This is a genomic window from Actinacidiphila bryophytorum (genome assembly GCF_016916835.1).
Taxonomy (GTDB): domain Bacteria; phylum Actinomycetota; class Actinomycetes; order Streptomycetales; family Streptomycetaceae; genus Actinacidiphila; species Actinacidiphila bryophytorum.
Map to the genome: position 1 here is coordinate 1 of NZ_JAFFIX010000039.1, position 19,391 is coordinate 19,391.

The following is a 19,391-nucleotide window of genomic DNA, read 5'->3' on the forward strand; positions in this document are numbered from 1 at the left end:
CTAGGACGCCGTCGGGCGGACGACGCGCCGTCGCGGTCCCGCGCCCGGGAGCGGGTCCGGCTGCAATGCCGTGCCGAGAGCGGTCGCGAGGTCGCGATCTCGCACCCGCGGGCGGGTCCGCCGCGACGCGGCCGGCTGCCGGTCCCGCCCCCGGAGGGCGGGTCTCTGCGTGTGAGGACGCCTCGCACGCACTGGTCACCTGTCCGGTACCGCCCGCCGCCGTGCCGCTCGTAGCGTCCTGAACGGGTCGGGCGGCCCGGCTCACGGCGACGACCAGGACGGATGTGCATCGCGGTGCAACCCATGGACGGCAGCGGCGACTCGGTCGTACTGGAGGCGGTGACCAGGCATTACGGCAGCGGGGACGGCCGCGTCACCGCGCTGGACGGTGTGACCGTCCGCTTCGGGCACGGCACCTTCACCGCCGTGATGGGGCCGTCAGGCTCGGGCAAGTCGACGCTGCTGCAGTGCGCCGCCGGGCTCGACCGGCCCACCTCGGGCCGGGTGGTCGTGGCCGGGCAGGACCTGGGGCGGCTGAGCGAGCGGAAGCTGACGGCGCTGCGGCGGGACCGCATCGGCTTCGTCTTCCAGGCGTTCAACCTGATGCCGTCGCTGACGGCGGAGCAGAACGTCGCGCTGCCGCTGCGGCTGGCCGGCCGGCGCCCCGACCGGCACACCGTGCGGCAGGGGCTGGCGGCCGTGGGGCTCGGGGAACGGGCACGGCACCGCCCGGCGGAGCTGTCCGGGGGCCAGCAGCAGCGCGTGGCCATCGCCCGGGCGCTGGTGACCAGGCCCGCCGTGCTGTTCGCCGACGAGCCGACCGGCGCGCTTGACGCGGGCACCAGCCGCGAGGTGCTGCACCTGCTGCGGACGCTGGTCGACCGGCACGCGCAGACCCTGGTGATGGTCACGCACGACCCGGCCGCGGCGGCCCATGCCGACCGGGTTCTCTTCCTCGCCGACGGCCGGGTCCGCGACGAACTCACCGACCCGGACGCGGGCGGCGTCGCCGCCCGGATGCTGCGGCTGGAGGCGTCGTGCTGACGGTCGCCGTCGAACTCACCGCCCCTGCCCGGGCCGCGGGCTCCCATGCCGACCGGGTTCTCTTCCTCGCCGACGGCCGGGTCCGCGACGAACTCACCGACCCTGGCGCGGATGCGGAGGCGTCGTGCTGACCGTCGCCCTGTGCACGCTCAGGAACCGCTGGGTGTCCTTCGCCGGCTGCTTCGCCGCGCTTTTCCTCGGCACGGCGCTGATCGCCGCGATGGGGCAGGTGCTGGCCAGCACGGTCGGCACGCCCGACCGCGGGCCGCAGCGGTACGCCGCCGCGCCGGTCGTCGTCGTCCCCGACGGCACACTGACCGTGCGGACCGCGCACGGCGTGACCAGCGTGCCGCTGGCCGAGCCGCGGGGGCTGCCCGCGGGGCTCGCCGCCCGCTTCCCCGGCGCGGTCGTGGACCGGGTCTTCGCGGCCCGCCTCGACGGCGGCCCGCCGGCTGTCGGCCGGCCCTGGTCGGCGGCGCGCACCGCACCGCAGCGGCTCACCCGGGGCCGCGCCCCGGTGGGGGACGGCGAGGTCGCGGTGAGTTCCTCGGCGCTTCGCGCCGGTGCGGGTACGCAGGTGGGCCGCCGTGTCACCGTGGTCACGGCGGGCGGCGCGGCGGCGTACACCGTCGTGGGCGTCACCACGGCGGGGCCGCAGGGCACGGTGTTCTTCGGCGACGCGCGCGCTGCGCAGCTCTCCCCGCGCATCGACGCGCTGGCGCTGTGGGAGCCCACCGGGCGGGTGCGTGCCGCGGTCGGCGGCCGGGCGGTGGTGCTGACGGGGCAGGACCGGGCGCTGCCCGACCCGTCCCGGCCCGCGGACGACCGCGCCCGCAACGACGCCGACACCGTCGTCGGGATCGCCGGCGGCTTCGCCGCCTTCGTCTGCGTCTTCGTGGTGTCGTCCACCTTCGCGCTGGCCGTCTCGCAGCGCCGCCGCGAGTTCGCGCTGCTGCGGACGGCCGGGGCGACCCGGCGCCAGGTGCGCCGGATGGTGTACGCGGAGGCGTGGGCGGTCGCGCTGGCCGCGGCCTCGCTCGGGGCGCTGGCCGGACCGTTCGCCGGCCGCCGGCTCCTGGACCGGCTGATCGGTCTGGGCATGGCGCCGGAGTGGACAGTGCCGAGCCGTTCGGTCGTGCCCGCGCTGGTCGCCTTCCCCACCGGTGTGCTGGTCGCGCTGCTCGGGGCGGCGGCCGCGGCCCGGCGGGCCGGGAGGGTGGCGCCGGCCGAAGCGATGCGTGAGGCGGACGTCGAGGCGCGGGCGATGACGCCGGCCCGCTGGGTGCTGGGCCTGGGCGCGCTCGGCACGGCGCTGGTGTGCATGGTGGTGACCGCGGTGGGCGACCCCGCCTCGGCCGCGCACAGCAAGTCGTCGATGCCGGTGGTGATGCTGCTGGTCGCCGCCGCGGGGCTGCTCGCGCCGGCCGTCGCGGGACCGGTCACCCGGCTGCTGGTCGCACCGCTGCGCCGGCTGCGCGGCGCGACCGGGGAGGTGGTGCCCGCGGCGCTGCTCGCCTCGGTCCGGCAGACGGCGATGACGGCGGGGCCGGTGCTGGTCACGGTGGGACTGACCGCCGCGCTGCTGGGCGGGGCCGCGATGGGGGACGCGGCAAAGGAGGCGGTGCAGACCAGGCCCGTACGGGCGGACTACCTCGTGCTGCCCGCCGCGGGATCGGGCCTCGACCGGCAACTCGTCGACCGCCTGCGGGCGTTGCCGGGTGTGGACGTCGCCACCGAGGCGCAGACCGACGTCTGCACCCTGGAGGGCGACACCGTGCTCATCGGGCGCCCCGTCGAGACCGTCGACCCGCAGGCGCTGCGGGCGGTGCTCGACCTGCCGCTGGCGGCGGGCTCCCTGGACCGGCTGGACGACGGCGGCATCGTCGTCTCCCGCTCGTGGGGCAGGAGGCTCGGCGACCGGGTGCCGGTGTGGCGCGCCGACGGCAGCAAGGTCACGCTCACGGTCGTCGGCGTGCTCGCCGACGGCGCTCCCGCGGACGCCTACGCGACCGGCGCGCACGCTTTCTCCGCGCTGCCGTCGGTCGCCTACGTCAAGCTGCGCGCCGGTACGTCGCCTGCCGCGGCCGCGTCTGTCCTGCGGCAGGCCGCGGCCGGGCACAACGCCCGCGTCGTCACCAGGGCCGCATGGGCGCGCGACGCCGGGGCCGGCGGCCGGTCCGCGAGCCGTGTCGGCCTGCTGGCGGTCCTCGCCGTCATCCTGGCCTACACCGCGATCGCCCTGGTCAACACGGTGCTGATCGCGGTGGCGGACCGGACGCCGGAACGCCGGGCGCTGCGCCTGCTCGGCGCCCGACGAGCCCAGGTGCTGCGCTTCGTGGCGGCGGAGGCGCTGGTGGTCGCGGCGATCGGCACGGTCCTGGCCGGCGGCACAGCCACACTGGCCCTCGCGGGCCTGTGGGTGTCCCTGGCCCAGCTCACAGGACCCGTCGGCGTGAGCCTCCCGTGGGCGGCGACGACCGCGGTGGCGGCGGGCTGCGCGATTCTGGCGGTGTCGGCCTCGGTCCTTGCCGCCGCCCTCACCGACCGCCCCCGCCGACCGGCTCCGGCGTGATCTCAGCAGCCGAGGCCTGTCGGACATGGCGGCTCCGCAGCAGCTCGCTCGCGGAGGGCCGGCCGGGTGGCGGGGTCAGCCGGCCTCGGAGCTCTTCGAGGACAAGGGCGCCCACGTGTACTGGACGCGTACGCCGTGGTCGCGGAGCCAGGCGGCCTCGCGGTGGCGGAGGTCGCTGGCGCACTCCGGGGCGATGACGCTGGGCCACCGGACGAGTACGGCGGTGACGTCGCCGGTCTGGGCCAGCTGTCGGACCCGCCGCCAGCCGCTGCGCCGGACCGGGTCGGACTCGCCGTAGGTGTCGGTGACGACCTCGGTGATCGTCAGTCCGCGCTCCTGGGCGAACGCCTGTCCCTCCGCCTCCGCGCGCTGTGTGGCTTCACTGGACGCGCGCCCGGCCCGGTCGGCGCACACGTACAGCACGACGGGGGCGGCGGTCTGCTCGCGGGGCGTCACGGGTGGACCGCCAACTCAGCCCAGACGACGTTGCCTTCCACCCGGGTCGAGCGGGCGGAGCCCCACGTGGCGGCGAGTTGCCTGACCAGGAACAGTCCTCGGCCGCGCTCGTCGCCGGGGCCGGCCAGATGATCGGGCCGCCGGACCGGGGTGCTGCCCTCGTCGTGGAGCTCTATGCGCAGGCGCCGCCCGCCGCCGGTCAGCATGAGGCCGGACAGGACGTGGCCGCCGCCGGCGTGCAGTACCGCGTTCGTGGCGAGTTCGGAGACCAGCAGCACCGCGTCGGAGCAGGTCTCGCCGTCCACCTGCCACGTACGGAGCCGGTCGTGCACGGTGTCGCGGGCGCGTCTGACGCTGGTGGTCAGGGCGGGCAGGTCGAACCAGTGCTCCCGGCGCGGCGCGGTCCCGGTTAAGGCGGGAGCCGGGGCCGGGGCCGGGGCTGAGGGCGTGGACAGAGTCACGGGTGTCGCCTTCCAGCGCCTTCGGAGAGCGGAGCGCGGTGAGGGGATACGGGACTGCTCGCCCGTCCACTATGCGTGTGGTGGAGTTCACGCCGCAACCGACTCCCTGATAATTTCAGCCTCGCGGGTATCACCCTGGCGTGAACATCAAGTCGCTGCAAGAATGGCGCTGTTGACGGTCACTCAGGAGGTTGGGTGTGAGCGATGCCCGTTCCGGCACCAGCGCGCCGACAGTCCTGCGTATGATCCTCGGCCGTCGGCTGCAGGAGATGCGGATGGCCGCCGGTGCCTCGCTGGAGGACGCGGCGAGGGCTCTGCGCGTGACGACGCTGACGATCCGCCGGCTGGAAAAGGCCGAGGTCGCGCTCAAGCCGCTCTATGCGGAGAAGCTCCTGGAGACCTTCGGCGCGGACCGCCAGGAGATCGACGAGTTCGTCGAGATGGCCGAGCAGGCCAACAAGCCCGGCTGGTGGCACTCGTATCGCGATGCCGTCCCCAGTTGGTTCACCGCCTACGTCAGCCTGGAGACCAGCGCCAAGACGCTCCGCACGTACGAACCCCAGTACGTCACCGGCCTGTTGCAGACCCACGACTACGCGCACGCCGTCCTGCGCGGCGGGTTGCCGAACGGCAGCGAGGAAGAGCTCGCCCGCCGTGTGGAGTTGCGGCTGCGCCGCCAGAGCCTGCTGGAGCGGGAGGACGCCCCCACGTTATGGGCGGTCATGGACGAGGCCGTCCTGCACCGGATGGTGGGCGGCCCCCACGTGATGCGGGAGCAGCTCGAACGGCTCCTGGACCTCTCAGAACTCCCGCACATCAGCCTCGACATCGTGCCCTTCTCCGCGGGCGCGCACATCGGGGCGTGCGCCCCGTTCACCTACTTCCGCTTCGAGGAACCCGAGTTGCCCGACGTCGTCTACAGCGAGCTGCTGTCCGCCTCGGTCTATCTGGACCAGCGTGCGGACGTCGTCTCCCACCTGGAGGCGCACTCCCGCATGGCGCTCATGACGTCGTCCGAGGACAGCAAGGCACTTCTGAACCGCATGCGCAAGGAGTACTCATGACGATGACCGACGAGGGCGTCTACAACGGCATGCCGGCGCACGATCTCGGGGAGCAGGGCTGGGAGCGCCCCTGGAGCGGGCCGAACGGCGGTCAGTGCGTCGAGACGAAGCAGCTTGCCGACGGCCGGGTGGCCGTACGGCAGTCCACGGACCCGGCCGGTCCTGCATTGATCTACACGCCGGAGGAGATCGCCGCCTTCCTCCGCGGGGTCAAAGAGGGCCTGGCCGACCACTTGGCCGCCGGGTGACCCGGCGGCGTACGGCAGGGTACGACACGGCCCCGCCCCTGGCCTGCGGGCCGACCCGCAACCTCACGAAGGGGAGAGGATGACCACCAGGCAGGCAGGCCGCGACCTTGACACGAGCAAGGCGCACTCGGCCCGGATGTACGACTACTTCCTCGGTGGCAAAGACCACTTCGAGATCGACAAGGACGCGGCCCTGGTCGCGGCCCAGGCCCACCCCGGCATCTACGTGACCGCGCGCGAGAACCGCGCGTTCATGCACCGTGCCACCCGGGCACTGGCCCAGGAACACGGCATCCGCCAGTGGCTCGACATCGGTACCGGCATACCGACCGAGCCCAACCTGCACCAGGTGGCGCAGTCCGTCGCGAACGACGCCCGCGTCGTGTACGCGGACAACGACCCGCTCGTCCTGAAGTACGCCGAGCGCCTGATGCGCAGCACGACGCAGGGGCGTACGGCCTACGTCGAGGCCGACATCACCGACCCCGAGGCGCTGATGCGCTCCGTGGAGGACGCGGGAGTCCTGGACTTCACCCAGCCCGTCGCCCTCTCCCTCAACGCGCTCATGCACTTCATCACCGACCCGCACGACCCGTACGCCATCGTCCACCGGCTGCTCGACCCCCTCCCGGCGGGCAGCGCCCTCGCGATGAACCACTGCACGCCGGACTTCGACCCCGTCACCTGGAACAAGGTCGCCGAGGTCTACACGAAGTCCGGTTCCCCGGTGCAGTTCCGCTCCCACACCGACGTCCGCCGCTTCTTCGACGGCCTCGACCTGATCGACCCCGGCCTCTGCTGCTGCCACCGCTGGCGCGCTCCCGGGACCGGCCCGGAGGGCGAGGAGATCACCGACGCGCAGATCAGCCTCCTGGCGGGGGTGGGCATCAAGCGCTAGTACCGACTGACGCTCGGCGTGAACCGCTCCCTCGTCGCCCAGCGCAACAGCGGCGGCCGGCAGATGCTCCTGAATTAGTCGTACTAATGCGTTTCGCGCGCCCTGCAATACCCACTCCGTGACCCCGTCACCCCTGCTCACCGCGGGTGCCGCCGTTTGTCCACCGCGCCGGGCGGAGATTTCTCCCGTAGCGACCGGATTCACGAACGCACTCCCCCTGGACGGGAATTCATGGCTGTCTTGCAGGCCGGTGCCGCCGGTGGCGGCGGCCGGCTCATCGTCGTCGGTGCCGGGGTCGCCGGGATGCGCACCGTGGTGGAGATGCGCCGGCTCGGCTACGCCGGGGGCATCACCCTCATCGGCACCGAGCGGCACCGCACCTACGACCGGCCGCTGCTGTCCAAGGCCGTGCTCGGCGGGGAGGCGGACAGCGCCACGATCGCCGTCGACTGGGACGGGCTCGCCGCCGACCTGCGGCTCGGCGAGACCGCGGAGGTGCTGTACGGGACGGCGGACGGGGCGGGCGTCGAGACGGCGGGCGGGCGGCGCTACGACGGGGACGCGGTGGTGATCGCCACCGGGGCGGTCGCCAACCGGCTGCCGGGGGCGCCGCACCACGTGCTGCGCACCCTGGACGACACCCTCGGGATGCGGGCCAGGTTCCGGCCGGGGCTGCGGGTGGTGATCGTCGGGGCGAGCTGGACCGGGGCGGAGGCGGCGACGGCCGCCGTCCGGGCCGGCTGCGAGGTGACGGTGGTGCACCGCGGGGCGGAGCCGCTGGCCGGGATCGCGGGCGCCGAGGTGGGGGCGTACTGCCGGGGCTGGTACGAACAGGCGGGCGTCGCCCTGCGGTTGGGCCGGGTCGCGGAACGCGTCGAGCCCGCGGGACTGTTGCTGGCCGGGGGTGAAGTACTGCCCGCCGACGCGGTGTTGGTGGCCACCGGGGCCAGCCCCGCCGTCGGCTGGCTGCGCGACTCGCCCGTGGCGCTGGGCGACGGGGTCCTGGTGGACGAGGGGCTGCGCACCGGTCTCGCGACCGTGTACGCGGTCGGCGACTGCGCCGCCTTCGTCTCCCGGCGCTACGGCACCCGGATACGCGTCGACCACTGGGACACCGCGATGAACGGCCCCGCGGTCGCCGCGGCCAACCTCCTCGGCGGCGACGAGGTCTACGACCCGGTGCCGTACTTCTGGTCCGAGCAGTTCGGGCGCAGCCTGCACTGGGTCGGCCGGCGCGAGGCGTGGCACCGGGCGGTGTGGCGGGGCGGGCCGCAGGACGAGGCGTGGGGCGTGTGCTGGTTCAGCGGGGAGTACCTGGCCGCCTTCCTGGGGGTCAACTGGGGCAGGGACGCCCTCCAGGCTCGTCGGCTGATCCAGGCGGGTGCGTCCCTGGACCAGGACCGGGCGGCGGACCCCGCCGTGCCGTTGAAGAAGGCCGCCAGGTGAGCGGCGGCCGGGCGGGCGGCGCCCCGGGTGAAGCCGCCACGTGGGCTGTGAGCGCAGGGAGGTACGGACCGTGACCTGGGTCGAGGTGCTGGACGACGACGAGTTGGACGACGACGACATGACGGCCGCCGACGCGGGCGGCACCACCCTGCTGCTGGCCAGGGTCGCGGGCACCGTCTACGCCTACCTCGACGCCTGCCCGCACCAGGGCACCTCGCTGACCGAGGACGGCGACCTGGAGGACGACCTCATCGTCTGCGGCGGCCACGGCTGGGAGTTCGACGCGGTGACCGGACGCTGCCAGGACCCGGACGACCAGTGCCTGACCCCGGTCCCGGTGCGGGTCACCGCAGGCGGCCGGATCGCCGTGGAACCGCCGGAGGCATGAGTGTTCGGCGGCGGGCGCGACCGCGTCGTCATCGCAGGCGCGGGCGCCTGTGCGGCCTCGGCCGCCGAGACGCTGCGGGCGGAGGGCTACGACGGGCAGATCGTGATGGTCGGCAGGGAGCCCGAGCCGCCCTACGAACGGCCGCTGCTCACCCGGGAGTTCCTGCTGCCGGCCGCCGCGTCGGGACCGCAGGGCGTCAGCCGGGTCCGCTCGGCGCGCTGGTTCGCGGACAACGGCGTCGACCTGGTGCTCGGCACCGACGTGACCGGCGTCAGCCCGCAGCGGCACCGGGTGCGGCTGTCCTCGGGGCGCAGCCTGCGCTACGGCAAGCTGCTCATCGCCACCGGCGGCCGTCCGCGCAGGATGCCGCACGCCGACAGCGACCGGGTGATGTACCTGCGCACCCGGCAGGACGCCCGCGAACTGGGCGAACGGCTCGGCACCGAGCAGCGGGTGGCGGTGCTCGGCGCGGGCTTCATCGGCTCCGAGGTCGCCGCCGCCGCGCGCGCCCGCGGCATCGAGGTGACGCTGCTCGACGCCCGGGACATACCGCTGCAGCGGTCGGTGGGGCGGCACATGGCCCGCACCCTCGGCGAGATCCACCGCTCGGCGGGAGTCGAGGTCAGGACCGGTGAACGCGCCCTGGCCGTACGGGACATCCCCGGTGGGCTGCTGGTGGAGACCAACCGGGACCGGCTGGAGTGCGGGCTGCTGCTTGTGGCGCTGGGGATGCGGCCCAACACCGAGAACTTCGCGGCGCCCGGCACGGGCATCGCGATCGCGAACGGCATCGTCGTGGACGAGTTCTGCCGCACCTCGGTCCCCGACGTCTTCGCGGCGGGCGACGTGGCCGAGCAGTTCAACCCGCTCTTCGGCCGCCGGCTGCACGTCGAGCACTTCGACAACGCGGTACGCCAGGGCCGGCACGCGGCGGTGAACATGCTGGGGCGCGGCGAACCCGGGCGTGAGGCCCTGTGGTTCTGGTCCGACCAGTACGACCACACCGTCCAGTCCGTGGGCGACCTGGCCTACGCCGACGAGGTCGTGGTCAGGGGGCGGCCGGACGAGGCGTCGTACTCCGTCTTCCACCTGCGGCGCGGCGCCGTCCGCGCGGTCCTCGCGCTCAACCGGCCGCGGGACGTCACCGCCGGGCGCCGACTCGTCGCCGCCGGGGCGCGGTTGACGCCGGCCGAGCTGCGCGACCCGTCCACCGACCTGCGGGCCGCCGCCCGCGTGCTGCACCGGTAGCCCGGCGATGGGCGCGCTGGACCTCCTCAACACGGCGCTGGCCCTGCTGGGCGGCGGTGTCGTCGCGGTGATCGGCACCCTGCTCAAACTCCGCTCCGAGGTGCGGACATCCGCCCGGCTGGTCTACGCGGAACTCACCCGCAACTGCACGTCCGTCGCCTACTTCCGGCGTACCGACACCTGGCCCGCGGCCACCGGCGGCACCAGCCGCACGGTCTGGGAGCAGCACGGCCCGTCGGTCGCCCGCTTCCAGGGCGGCGGGCTCTTCCACGAGGTCCACCGGGGCTACGCGGCCCTGGAGGGCGTGCAGTTCATCGCCGCCGACTCGGCCCTGGCGGAACCGCAGCGCAGCGACCTCGTCGACCTGGCCGTGTCCGACCTGCTCAGTGCGGTGCGGGCGCTCGCCGCGGTGGCCGGCATCCCGCAGGACCAGCTGGACGCGGAGGTCCGCAGGCTCTCGGCGCGGCCGGTGGGACCCGGCGGCGCAGAACCCGGCGGCGGGCTCACCGACTCGGGGGCGGTGCCGCCCGCGTTGCTGGCCACCATCGTCGACCGCAGCGGTGCCGACGCGCCGCCGACCGCCAGGCACCGGGCGCACGGCCCGGTGGAGTGCACCGTCTACGACGCAGGCCACAGCAGGCTGCTGCCCGGGAAGCTGGCCCGCGGCTGGGGCGACCGGCCCACCGGCGACCCCGCCGTGGACGACGCCTACGACATCCTCGTCCAGACCTGCGGCTTCTTCCACGACGTCTTCGGCCGCCGCTCCATCGACAACCACGGCACACCGCTCACCGCCGTCGTGCACTTCGGCGACGGCTTCGGCAACACCTTCTGGAACGGCAACCGGATCATCATCGGCGACGGCGACGACCTGGTGTTCAAGCGCTTCAGCGTCGCCCCCGAGGTCGTGGTGGCCGAACTGTGCAACATGATGCCGGAGATCGCCCGCTTCGGCGGCGCGGGCCAGAGCGGTGCGCTCGGCGCCTCGCTGCGGGACGTCTTCGGGCTGCTGGTGCGGCAGTACGCGTACGGCGAGGCCGCCGACGACGCGAGCTGGATCGTCGGCGAGGGCCTGCTGCTGCCCGGCGTGGACGGCGAGGGCCTGCGGTCCTTCCGGCTGCCGGGCACCGCCTACGACGACCCGGTACTCGGCAGCGACCCGCAGGCCGCGCACATGGACGAATACCGCGACGAGCCGCGGGCCGAGCAGCGCGAGGCCGCCGTGCACCGCAACAGCGGCATACCCAGCAGGGCCTTCTACCGGGCCGCCGTCGCGCTCGGCGGCCACGCGTGGGAGTGCGCGGGGGCCGTCTGGTACCACGCGCTCACCCACACGGGGCCGCAACCCCCGGGCGGGCCTGCGGACTTCGGCACCGCAACCGACCCCGGCGCCCCCGTGGCCTTCGGCACCTCCGCCACCTTCGCCGCTTTCGCCGAGCGCACGGTCGCCGTCGCCGACAAGCGCTACGGCAGCGTCGCCACGCGGGTCGTCCGGCAGGCGTGGTCGGACATCGGCGTGCTCTGAAACGGACGCCGGCGGGCACCGGCACCGGCGTGCTCCGAGACCGGCGTCCCCGAAAGGAAAGTGGGCAGTCCCATGAACCGCAAGTCCACCACCGTGTCCTTCCACGGCCCCCACCAGGCGGGCGTCGCCACCAGAGCGCAGGACCACGTCCTGCTCCTCGCCTACGACCTGCCGGCAGGCGCCGGCCTGCGCCCCCTGCTGACCGCCTGGACAGCGCTGCTGGCCGACGCGGCCGCGGGCACCTGCGCCGCCACCGAACTCACCGGCGCCGACCCCGCCCGGCTGACCGCCACCCTCGGGGTCGGCCCCGCCCTCCTGCGCCGCCTCGGCCGCCCACTGCCCGAAGGCCTCACCGACCTCCCGGCCTTCGACCGCGACGCGCTCGACCCGGGCCTGTGCGGCGGCGACCTCCTCGTACAGCTCTGCGCCGACGACGTCCACGTCCTGCACCAGACGGCCGCCGCCCTGACCCGGCTGGCCGGGGAGCGCCCCCGCTGGCGCCAGGCCGGCTTCCGCCAGTCCGTCCGCGGCACCCCCCGCAACCTGCTGGCCTTCAAGGACGGCACGGAGAACCCGCCGGCCGACGACGTGTGGCTGCGGCACGGCCCCTTCGCGGGCGGCACCTGCATGGTCGTACGCCGGGTGGCCCTGGACGTCCCGGCCTTCACGGCCATGCCGATTCCCCGGCAGGAAGCCGCCATCGGCCGCTCGCTGGCCTCCGGCGCCCCCCTCGGCGCCCGGCTGGAGACCGACCCCGCGGACCTCGCCCTGCTCCCGCCCTCCGCCCACCTGCGGGTCTGCCACCACAGCCGGGACGGCGGCGCCCGTATGCTCCGCCGCGGCTACTCCTACGCCGGCGACCGCCCCGGCGACGAGGGCCTGCTCTTCATCGCCTTCATGCGCGACCTGCGGCTCTTCACCGCCATGCAGCGCCGGATGGACGCCGCCGACGCGATCACCCCGGCGACCACCACCCGCGGCTCCGCGGTCTTCGCGGTTCTCCCCGGAGTCGCGCAGGACGGGGTCCTGGGGCTCAGCCCGCTGGGTCTGTGACCGGCAGGGCGCCGAGGGCGTCGGCGTAATACGTCGAACCGCCCAGGTGGAAGGCGAGCTGGCGGAAGGTCCAGCCGGGGCCCGGGGACCGGTCGAGCTGGTCGGGGGTGAGGGCGGACAGCCGGTTGGACCAGATGCGGGCGAGCCGGGTGAGGCGGCTGTGCGCCTCGTCCAGGTCGTCCTGGGTGAAGGGAGCGAGGTCGGCCGCGGTGGTGGTCTCCGAGGCGTGCCAGTGGTCGGGCTGCGGATCCTCCCCCGCCAGCCGCGCCTCGATCTCGGCGAGGTGGTCGACCAGGTGGTCGGCTACCCGGCGGATCGCCTTGTGCGGGGTGTAGACGCGGTCGTCGACGGGGGCGGGGCGCCCGTCCCAGGCCGTCCAGGTGTCGGCGAGGTCCAGCGTGTGCCGCACCATGGCCGCGACGACCTCGGCAGGGTCGCGCTCGTCGGTGGCCGGCACGTCGCAGCCTGCGGGTTCGTCCAGGGAACTGTCCATGCCGGCCACGCTAGGACAGGGAAACGTCGGCGCCCGCCGACGTGTGCCCGGCGCATCATGGGGTCATGTCACTCGCCCGCCTCGCAGGACTGCTCGCCGACGAGACCCGTGCCGCCTTCTGCCTGGCCCTGCTGGACGGCCGGGCCTGGACGGTGGGCGAGCTGGCCCGTATGGCCGGGGTCGCGCCGTCCACCGCGAGCGAGCACGTGACCCGGCTGGTCGCGGGCGGCCTGCTGGCCGAGGAGCGGCAGGGCAGGCACCGCTACGTCCGGCTGGCCGACCCGGCGGCTGCGACCCTGATCGAGGACCTCTCGTCCTACCCGGGCCCGCGGCCCGCCCCCGTGCCGGCCAACCTGCGCGAGTCGGTGCGGCTGAGCGCCGAGGCACGCGCGCGGACCTGCTACGACCATCTCGCCGGGCGCCTGGGGGTGGCCGTCGCCGACGCGGTCGTGGACCGGAAGATCGTCGCCGACGACGCGGGCCTCGCCGTCACGGAGGCGGGCAGGTCGTGGCTGGTGGAGCTGGGCATCGACGTGCAGGCGCTGCGGGGCGGCAGGCCGATGGTCCGCTGGTGCCTGGACTGGACGGAGCGGCGGCACCACCTGGCCGGCGCGGTCGGTGCCGCGCTGTGCAGGAGGGCCTTCGACCTGGGGTGGGTGGAGCGGATCGGCTCGGGCCGCGCGCTCAAGGTCACCCCGGGCGGCGAGAAGGCCCTGCGGGAGCGGCTCGGGATCGACCCGCAGGTCTGAGTCCGGGGGCCGCAGCCCACGGGTCCTGCCGGGGAGCGGCAGGACCCGGACCGACGCGACCGGGCTGCTACTTGCTCATCGCGAAGCGCATCAGCGCCTGCTCGTCGCCCTGCTTGATCTTGCCGGTCTCGTTGATCACCTTGAGCTGCCACCCGCCGGGCTCCCTCGTCGCCTTGGCGACCGCGCAGCCGTTGTCGGTGGTGAGCAGACTCGGCCAGATGTCGGCCACCTGCTGCGTGGTGCCGCCGGTCGCGTCGTACACCTTGAAGCTGACGTTGCGGGCGTTCTGGAAGGCGCTGCGCTTCTTGTACGCCGCCGCGACGAACACGATCGAGGTGATGGTGTCGGGCACCTTGTCCAGGACGACGGTCACCGTCTCGTCGTCGCCGTCGCCGCGCCCGGTCTGGTTGTCACCGCTGTGCACCAGCGAGCCGTTGCCGAACGGGTCGGAGGAGTCGAGGCCGGCCAGCCGCACCGGCTCGGTCCCCTGCATCGCTATCGCGATCAGGTCGAGGTCGGTGCCGGTCTTCTGCCGGATCTTCCCCATCAGCCCGCCGCTGCTCCCGGCGGTGGGGTCCCAGGACACCCCGATGGACAGATGGGTCACCCCGCCCAGATCCGCCGGTTCGTCGTCCTTCTTGAGCGTGATCATGCTTGGTCCTCTTGTCGGTTCGGACTGCGAACAGGTGAAGTGTGCCTGCTCCCCGGCATCCTGCGCTCCCACCAGGCGCAGGACCCGCCGGATCACCGGGACATGGTGAGCACTTCCCGGCGTGCCCCGCCGGCCGCCCCGGCCGCGTCCGCCCCGCGGACACCCGCTCAGGCCGGGATGTTCTCCAGGTCGGCGAGCAGGCCCGGGTGCACCGGCTTCCAGCCCAGTTCCGCGCGGGTGCGGGCGGCGGAGGCGGGCTGGTCGGCGGCGAAGACCGGGCCGAGCGCGCCGAAGTCATCCTCCGGAACCTGCCGGGCGGGCACCCCGAGGCGCCGGCCGATGACGGCGGCGATGTCGCGTACGGCGTCGCCCTCGTCGGCCACGGCGTGCCACGAGCTGCCGGCCGGCGCCTCCTCCAGGGCGAGCCGGAAGAGAACGGCCGCGTCGAGCGCGTGCACGGCGGGCCAGCGCTGGGAGCCGTCGCCCGGGTAGCCGGCGACGCCGGTGCGGCGGGCGATCCGGGTGAGCAGCCCGGCGAATCCGCCCTCGCCCCGGTTGTGCACCGTACGCGGCAGCCGCACCGCGGAGCTGCGCACGCCGTGGGCGGACAGCTCCAGGGCGCGGTTGACCGACACCGCGCGTCCCGCGACGGGTCCGACCGTCGGCAGCGGGTCGTCCTCGGTCGAGGGGCGGCCGGGGGTGGCGGGGGTGCCGGACACGGTGACCAGCGGCCGGCCGGTGCCGATCAGGACGTCGCCGAGCGCGCCGAGTGCGGCTCCCTCCTCCGCGATGCCCTGGGCGAGTGCCTCGGGGGAGCTGAAGTCGTTGCTGAAGGCGAGGTGGACGACGCCGTCCGCCTGCTCGGCGCCGGTGCGCAGCACCGCGAGGTCGGCGAGCCCGCCCCTGAGCACGCCGGCGCCCGCGTCCCTGGCCTTGGCCGCGGAGGCGTCGGAGCGGGCGAGTGCGGTGACGGTGTGGCCGGCGGCGAGCAGTTCCGCGACGACGGCCGAGCCGATCAGGCCCGTGCCGCCGGTGATGAAGACGCGCATGGCGAAGCTCCCGTAAGTGATGCGACAGGTGTCCCATCACCGTACACCTGTGATGCGACGCATGTCGCATCGTCTACGATGAACATATGCCGAGATGGAAGCCCGACGGGCGGGAGCGACTGGTCGTGGCCGCGCTCGGCCTGTTCGCCGAGCAGGGCTACGACACCACGACGGTCGCCCAGATCGCCGAGCGTGCCGGGCTCACCCGGAGCACCTTCTTCCGGCACTTCGCCGACAAGAAGGAGATCCTCACCGCCGGCCAGAACGCCCTGAGCCGCCTGCTGGCCGAGGGCATCGAGACGGCCCCCGCGGGCGCGACCCCGATGGCGGCCGTCGCGGCCGGCCTTGAGCGGGCGTCCGGCGAGATGACGGCCTTCAACCGCGAACTCGGCCCGCTGCTGCGTGCCGCGATCGAGGCCAACGAGGAACTGCGCAACCGCCAGGCGCTCAAGAGCATCGGCATGGCCGCGGCCATGGTCGCCGCCCTCACCCGCCGCGGCGTCGCGGAACCTGCGGCCCAGGTGGCCGCGGAGATCGGCGTGCTCGCCTTCAAGGTCGGATACGCCCGCTGGACCGACCCCGCCCGCGACGACGCCCCCGGCGAGCTGGCCGACCACACCGGGGCCGCCTTCGACGAACTCCGCTCGGCGGCGGCGGAACTGCACTAGGCCGTGTTTTGGAAGTAGCGCCGTCCGCCCACAGGGCGGGGAAGGCGGGACTTCCAAAACACGGCCTAGCGACCGCGGGAGTCGGCGGCATGCCGCCGGCCCGGCCCCGGGGAGGGGGCCGGGCCGGCGTTCTCAGGTCCGCGGGCCGTGCGGGCGGCGGGTCAGCAGGCGCCGAGGTCCTGCCAGACGCCCCACTCGCCGGTGGTGCCGGGCTCCTCGCCCTGCGTCCACCACTTGGCCTTCCAGTTGTGGCCCTTCCACGAGACGGTGTTGCCGCCGGTGTAGATCGCCGACGAGCTCCACGAGGCGGTGGTGCAGGTGGAGCCGCCGGTGGTCCCGCCGGTCGTCGTGGTGCCGCCGGTCGTCGTCGTACCCCCGGTGGTGGTGCCGCCGGTGGTCGTACCGCCGCTGGTTCCCCCGGAGCCGCCCGCGTACTTCATGAAGATGTCGGTGAACTGCAGCGGGCTCTGGCTGATCTGGCTGCACGTGGGCAGCGAGTTGGCGCCGCCGCCGCACGCCTGGTCGCGGGTGACCGCCCAGAAGGCCAGCCGTGCGACGCCGTGCTGCTCGGCGAAGGTCTCCACGGTCTGGGCGTCGGCCGGCGTGAAGGTCGAACCGTCGTCGTTCTTGCCGATCATCGGGGTGATCCCGAGGTTGCCGTAGCCGTAGCCCGAGTCGACGGACTGCATCTGCGCCAGCGTCGCCTGGGCGGCGGAGACCGAGCCCTGGCCCATCTGGGTGCCGGTGCCCGCGTAGAAGTCCATGGTCATGATGTTGACCACGTCGATCTTGACGCCCGCCGTCTTGGCGGCCCTGATGATGTTCACGCCGTCGTTGGTCAGGCCGCTGGTCAGCACCGGCAGGGTCACCGAGAACGTGAGGCCGGGGTTGGACGCCTTGAGGTCCTTCATCGCCTGCATCTGGCGTGCGGCGGCGGCGGTGTCCGCGATGGCGGCGCCCTCGATGTCGAAGTCCAGCTGCGTGACGCCGTAGTCGTTGATCAGCGCCTGGTAACCGGCGTCGATCTGGCTCTGGTTGGAACACGTCCAGGCCAGCGGCAGCCCGCTCGCGCCGCCTGAGGAGATGATGAGCGAGGCGCCCTCGGACTTCGCCTTCGCGATCAGCGGGTCGGTGAAGGAGTCGTTGCCGATGGGGAGGGTGTCGCCCCATATCTGGTTGCAGCCGCTGCCGAGCACGAAGGCCGCCGTGTAGGCCTTGAGCCCGTGCCCGGTGATGGCCTGGTCGAGCAGGCCTTCCTGGCTGTTCGACATGTCGACGTAGGGGGCCACGGAGTAGACGCTGGTCGCCGCGGCGTTGCCCGCGGGGGCCATGGCGAGGACCGCACCCGCGGTCGCGAGCGTGAGTGCCGAGGCGGAAGCCGCCCATTTCGCAAAGTGCATGGAAGTCCCTCGGGCTGAAGTGGTGGGGGTGCATCTCGGGCCTGAGTTGGTACGTACCAAACCGCGCGCGAGCCCAGTCCGTCAAGAGGACTAGACCAACTTCCGTTTTTTCGGCCGGAGTCGACCGGCCGCGGCCCCTGCACCGGCGAGCAGGAAGGAGGCGGATGATGGGGGCATCCGATCGAGGGGTGGGGCTGTGGTGGACGGGCAGGTCGTGGAGGCCGGGGTCGAGGAGCAGGGGCGGGCACGGGGGCCGGGGCGGGGACGGATCGGGGTCGTCCTGCTCGTGCTCTCGCTGCTGTTCGTGCTGCCGTGGTGGACGCTGTTCGGGTCGGGCGCCGGGTGGCCGCTGCCGGTGTTCGTGGCCGGCACCGCCGTCTTCGGGTGCTCGCTGGTCTCCTTCCCCTTCCTGATGTTCGCCGGGCACGGGCGGCAGAACGACCGCGCGGCCCGGGTCGCGGACACCACCCTCGGGGTGGTGTGGGTGCTGTTCAGCTGGTCGGTGCTCGGCGGCCTGCTGCACCTGGTGCTGATCGGGCTCGGCGTCGGCGGTGCGGACCGGGCCAGGGGCGTCGCCGTGGGGGTCGCCGCCGTCGCGGCCGTGCTGCTGGCCTGGGGGCACTACGAGGCGATGCGCCTGCCGCGGGTGAAGCGGCTCGACGTGCGGATCGCGCGGCTCGGCAAGGGCCTCGACGGGACGCGGGTCGTGGTGCTGGCCGACACGCACTACGGGCCGATCGACCGGGCGCGCTGGTCGGCCCGGGTCACCGAGGCGGTCAACGCGCTCGACGCGGACGTCGTCGTCCACGCGGGCGACATCGCCGACGGCACCCCGGCCCGCCGCCGCGAGCAGTCCGCACCGCTCGGGACGGTCGGGGCGCGGCTGGCGAAGGTCTACGTCACCGGCAACCACGAGTACTTCGGCGAGGCGCAGGGCTGGCTGGACCGGATGGCGGAGCTGGGCTGGGAGCCGCTGCACAACCGCCATGTGGTGGTCGAACGCGGCGGGGACGCCCTCGTCCTGGCCGGGGTGGACGACGTGACCGCCGAGTCCTCCGGGCTTGCCGGGCACCGGGCGAACCTGATGGGCGCGCTGGCCGACGCGGACCAGGACCGGCCCGTGCTGCTGGTCGCGCACCAGCCGAAGTTCGTCGGGCAGGCCGCGGCGGCCGGCGTCGACCTGCAGGTGTCGGGGCACACGCACGGCGGCCAGATCTGGCCGTTCAACTTCCTGGTCAGGATCGACCAGCCGGTGGTGCACGGCCTGAGCCGGCACGGCGAGCGCACCCAGCTCTACACCAGCCGCGGCACCGGCTTCTGGGGTCCGCCCTTCCGGGTCTTCGCACCCAGCGAGATCACGTTGCTGACGCTGCGCGCCGACCGAAAGAAGAGGTGAGGACTGACCGTCAGTCCGGCGGTCCGGGCAGCAGGTCGGGCGCCGCGGCGGCCTGCGAGGCCCTGATGCGCTGCCGCGCCGACAAGGCCAGCCGCCGGCAGGCCGCAGGTGTGCGGTCCACGATCTCGGCGACCTCCGTGAAGGGGTGCCGGAAGACGTCGTGCAGGACGAAGGCCACCCGCTCCTCGGGGGTCATCGACCCGAGCACGACGAGGAAGGCCGTGCTCACCGACTCGTCCAGGGTGACCCGGTCGGCCGGGTCCGCGGGGGCGCCGGCCTGTCCGGGCGCCGGCAGCGCCCGGGCGGCGCGCGCGGAGCCGAGCAGGTCGAGGCAGATCCGGCTGGTCACGGTCGTCAGCCAGGCGCCGGGGGACCCGACGGCGTCCTGGTCCTCCCGCGGTATCGCGTACCAGCGGGCGTAGGTCTCGCGTACGGCGTCCTCGGCGGCGGACTGCGAACCGAGCAGCCGGTAGGCGAGGTTGGTCAGCCGGCGCCGCTCGCTCATGACCGCGCTCAGGCTCGGGTCGGACCCGCCGTCGCCCGGCTCCGGCTCCGACTCCGAATCGGTGGTCATCGCGTCA

At 74.1% G+C, this 19,391-nt stretch carries 20 protein-coding genes and 1 pseudogene; 14 read left to right on the forward strand and 7 right to left on the reverse strand.

The genetic code is table 11. From position 1 onward, the window contains the following. The first annotated feature begins 303 nt into the window (after nt 1-303). From JT723_RS32875 to JT723_RS32885, 3 genes are read left to right on the forward strand one after another with little or no spacing between them, the layout of a single operon-like run. A complete protein-coding gene (locus JT723_RS32875) occupies nt 304-1,044 on the forward strand; it encodes an ABC transporter ATP-binding protein (protein ID WP_205048539.1) in 741 nt (246 codons plus the stop codon). After that, a complete protein-coding gene (locus JT723_RS32880; protein ID WP_240166570.1) occupies nt 1,038-1,175 on the forward strand; it encodes a hypothetical protein in 138 nt (45 codons plus the stop codon). The genes JT723_RS32875 and JT723_RS32880 overlap by 7 nt, the downstream gene beginning before the upstream one ends. Next, on the forward strand, nt 1,169-3,616 hold the full coding sequence (locus JT723_RS32885) for an FtsX-like permease family protein (RefSeq protein ID WP_205048540.1): 2,448 nt from the start codon (nt 1,169-1,171) through the stop codon (nt 3,614-3,616). Before JT723_RS32880 ends, JT723_RS32885 begins: the two co-directional genes overlap by 7 nt. Nucleotides 3,617-3,691: 75 nt before the next feature. Here the strand turns inward: JT723_RS32885 and JT723_RS32890 are convergent, their stop codons facing one another. Both JT723_RS32890 and JT723_RS32895 read right to left on the reverse strand, forming a co-directional pair. After that, nucleotides 3,692-4,072: a recombinase family protein gene (locus tag JT723_RS32890; protein ID WP_251513084.1), complete on the reverse strand. Its 381-nt coding sequence runs from the start codon at nt 4,070-4,072 to the stop codon at nt 3,692-3,694. Next, complete coding sequence (locus tag JT723_RS32895) at nt 4,069-4,533, reverse strand: ATP-binding protein (protein ID WP_251513082.1); 465 nt, start codon at nt 4,531-4,533, stop codon at nt 4,069-4,071. The genes JT723_RS32890 and JT723_RS32895 overlap by 4 nt, the downstream gene beginning before the upstream one ends. Before the next feature lie 197 nt (nt 4,534-4,730). Here JT723_RS32895 and JT723_RS32900 point away from each other — a divergent pair, with 197 nt between their 5' ends. From JT723_RS32900 to JT723_RS32935, 8 genes are all read left to right on the forward strand, one after another. Next, the gene (locus JT723_RS32900) at nt 4,731-5,597 is read left to right on the forward strand and encodes a Sco1979 family transcriptional regulator (protein WP_205048541.1); all 867 of its coding nucleotides are present in this window, start codon (nt 4,731-4,733) and stop codon (nt 5,595-5,597) included. Continuing rightward, nucleotides 5,594-5,845, forward strand: a complete 252-nt coding sequence (locus tag JT723_RS32905; protein WP_205048542.1) for a DUF397 domain-containing protein — start codon at nt 5,594-5,596, stop codon at nt 5,843-5,845. The genes JT723_RS32900 and JT723_RS32905 overlap by 4 nt, the downstream gene beginning before the upstream one ends. 79 nt (nt 5,846-5,924) lie before the next feature. Then, the gene (locus tag JT723_RS32910) at nt 5,925-6,743 is read left to right on the forward strand and encodes an SAM-dependent methyltransferase (RefSeq protein WP_205048543.1); all 819 of its coding nucleotides are present in this window, start codon (nt 5,925-5,927) and stop codon (nt 6,741-6,743) included. 231 nt (nt 6,744-6,974) lie between these two features. Next, nucleotides 6,975-8,189, forward strand: a complete 1,215-nt coding sequence (locus JT723_RS32915; RefSeq protein ID WP_205048544.1) for an NAD(P)/FAD-dependent oxidoreductase — start codon at nt 6,975-6,977, stop codon at nt 8,187-8,189. Nucleotides 8,190-8,259: 70 nt separating this feature from the next. Then, complete coding sequence (locus JT723_RS32920; RefSeq protein ID WP_205048545.1) at nt 8,260-8,577, forward strand: Rieske (2Fe-2S) protein; 318 nt, start codon at nt 8,260-8,262, stop codon at nt 8,575-8,577. After that, nucleotides 8,578-9,825 (forward strand): NAD(P)/FAD-dependent oxidoreductase, encoded by a 1,248-nt coding sequence (locus tag JT723_RS32925; protein WP_205048546.1) that lies wholly within the window; start codon nt 8,578-8,580, stop codon nt 9,823-9,825. A gap of 7 nt (nt 9,826-9,832) precedes the next feature. Further along, nucleotides 9,833-11,350, forward strand: a complete 1,518-nt coding sequence (locus tag JT723_RS32930) for a M4 family metallopeptidase (protein ID WP_205048547.1) — start codon at nt 9,833-9,835, stop codon at nt 11,348-11,350. A 72-nt stretch (nt 11,351-11,422) separates the two neighbouring features. Beyond that, complete coding sequence (locus JT723_RS32935; RefSeq protein ID WP_205048548.1) at nt 11,423-12,403, forward strand: Dyp-type peroxidase; 981 nt, start codon at nt 11,423-11,425, stop codon at nt 12,401-12,403. Here JT723_RS32935 and JT723_RS32940 read toward each other — a convergent pair. Continuing rightward, the gene (locus JT723_RS32940; RefSeq protein ID WP_205048549.1) at nt 12,384-12,896 is read right to left on the reverse strand and encodes a hypothetical protein; all 513 of its coding nucleotides are present in this window, start codon (nt 12,894-12,896) and stop codon (nt 12,384-12,386) included. The genes JT723_RS32935 and JT723_RS32940 overlap by 20 nt on opposite strands. A 65-nt stretch (nt 12,897-12,961) precedes the next feature. Here JT723_RS32940 and JT723_RS32945 point away from each other — a divergent pair, with 65 nt between their 5' ends. Beyond that, a complete protein-coding gene (locus JT723_RS32945) occupies nt 12,962-13,645 on the forward strand; it encodes an ArsR/SmtB family transcription factor (RefSeq protein ID WP_205048550.1) in 684 nt (227 codons plus the stop codon). 67 nt (nt 13,646-13,712) lie between these two features. Here JT723_RS32945 and JT723_RS32950 read toward each other — a convergent pair whose 3' ends face one another. Next, complete coding sequence (locus tag JT723_RS32950; RefSeq protein ID WP_205048551.1) at nt 13,713-14,297, reverse strand: TerD family protein; 585 nt, start codon at nt 14,295-14,297, stop codon at nt 13,713-13,715. A 167-nt stretch (nt 14,298-14,464) separates the two neighbouring features. Further along, nucleotides 14,465-15,346, reverse strand: a complete 882-nt coding sequence (locus JT723_RS32955; RefSeq protein WP_205048552.1) for an SDR family oxidoreductase — start codon at nt 15,344-15,346, stop codon at nt 14,465-14,467. Between the two features lie 86 nt (nt 15,347-15,432). On the opposite strand from JT723_RS32955, the gene JT723_RS32960 reads away from it, so the two are divergent. Then, entirely contained in the window at nt 15,433-16,014 is a 582-nt protein-coding gene (locus JT723_RS32960) for a TetR/AcrR family transcriptional regulator (RefSeq protein ID WP_205048553.1), read from the forward strand. 161 nt (nt 16,015-16,175) lie between these two features. Here the strand turns inward: JT723_RS32960 and JT723_RS32965 are convergent, their stop codons facing one another. Then, nucleotides 16,176-17,414 carry a chitinase gene (locus JT723_RS32965; protein ID WP_205048554.1) on the reverse strand — a complete coding sequence of 413 codons (1,239 nt, stop codon included), beginning with the start codon at nt 17,412-17,414 and terminating at the stop codon, nt 16,176-16,178. A 214-nt stretch (nt 17,415-17,628) separates the two neighbouring features. Between JT723_RS32965 and JT723_RS32970 the strand changes: the two genes are divergently transcribed. After that, on the forward strand, nt 17,629-18,810 hold the full coding sequence (locus JT723_RS32970; RefSeq protein ID WP_372441408.1) for a metallophosphoesterase: 1,182 nt from the start codon (nt 17,629-17,631) through the stop codon (nt 18,808-18,810). Between the two features lie 37 nt (nt 18,811-18,847). Here the strand turns inward: JT723_RS32970 and JT723_RS32975 are convergent. Then, nucleotides 18,848-19,384, reverse strand: a pseudogene (locus JT723_RS32975) (sigma factor); the annotation flags it as partial. Between the last annotated feature and the right edge of the window lie 7 nt (nt 19,385-19,391).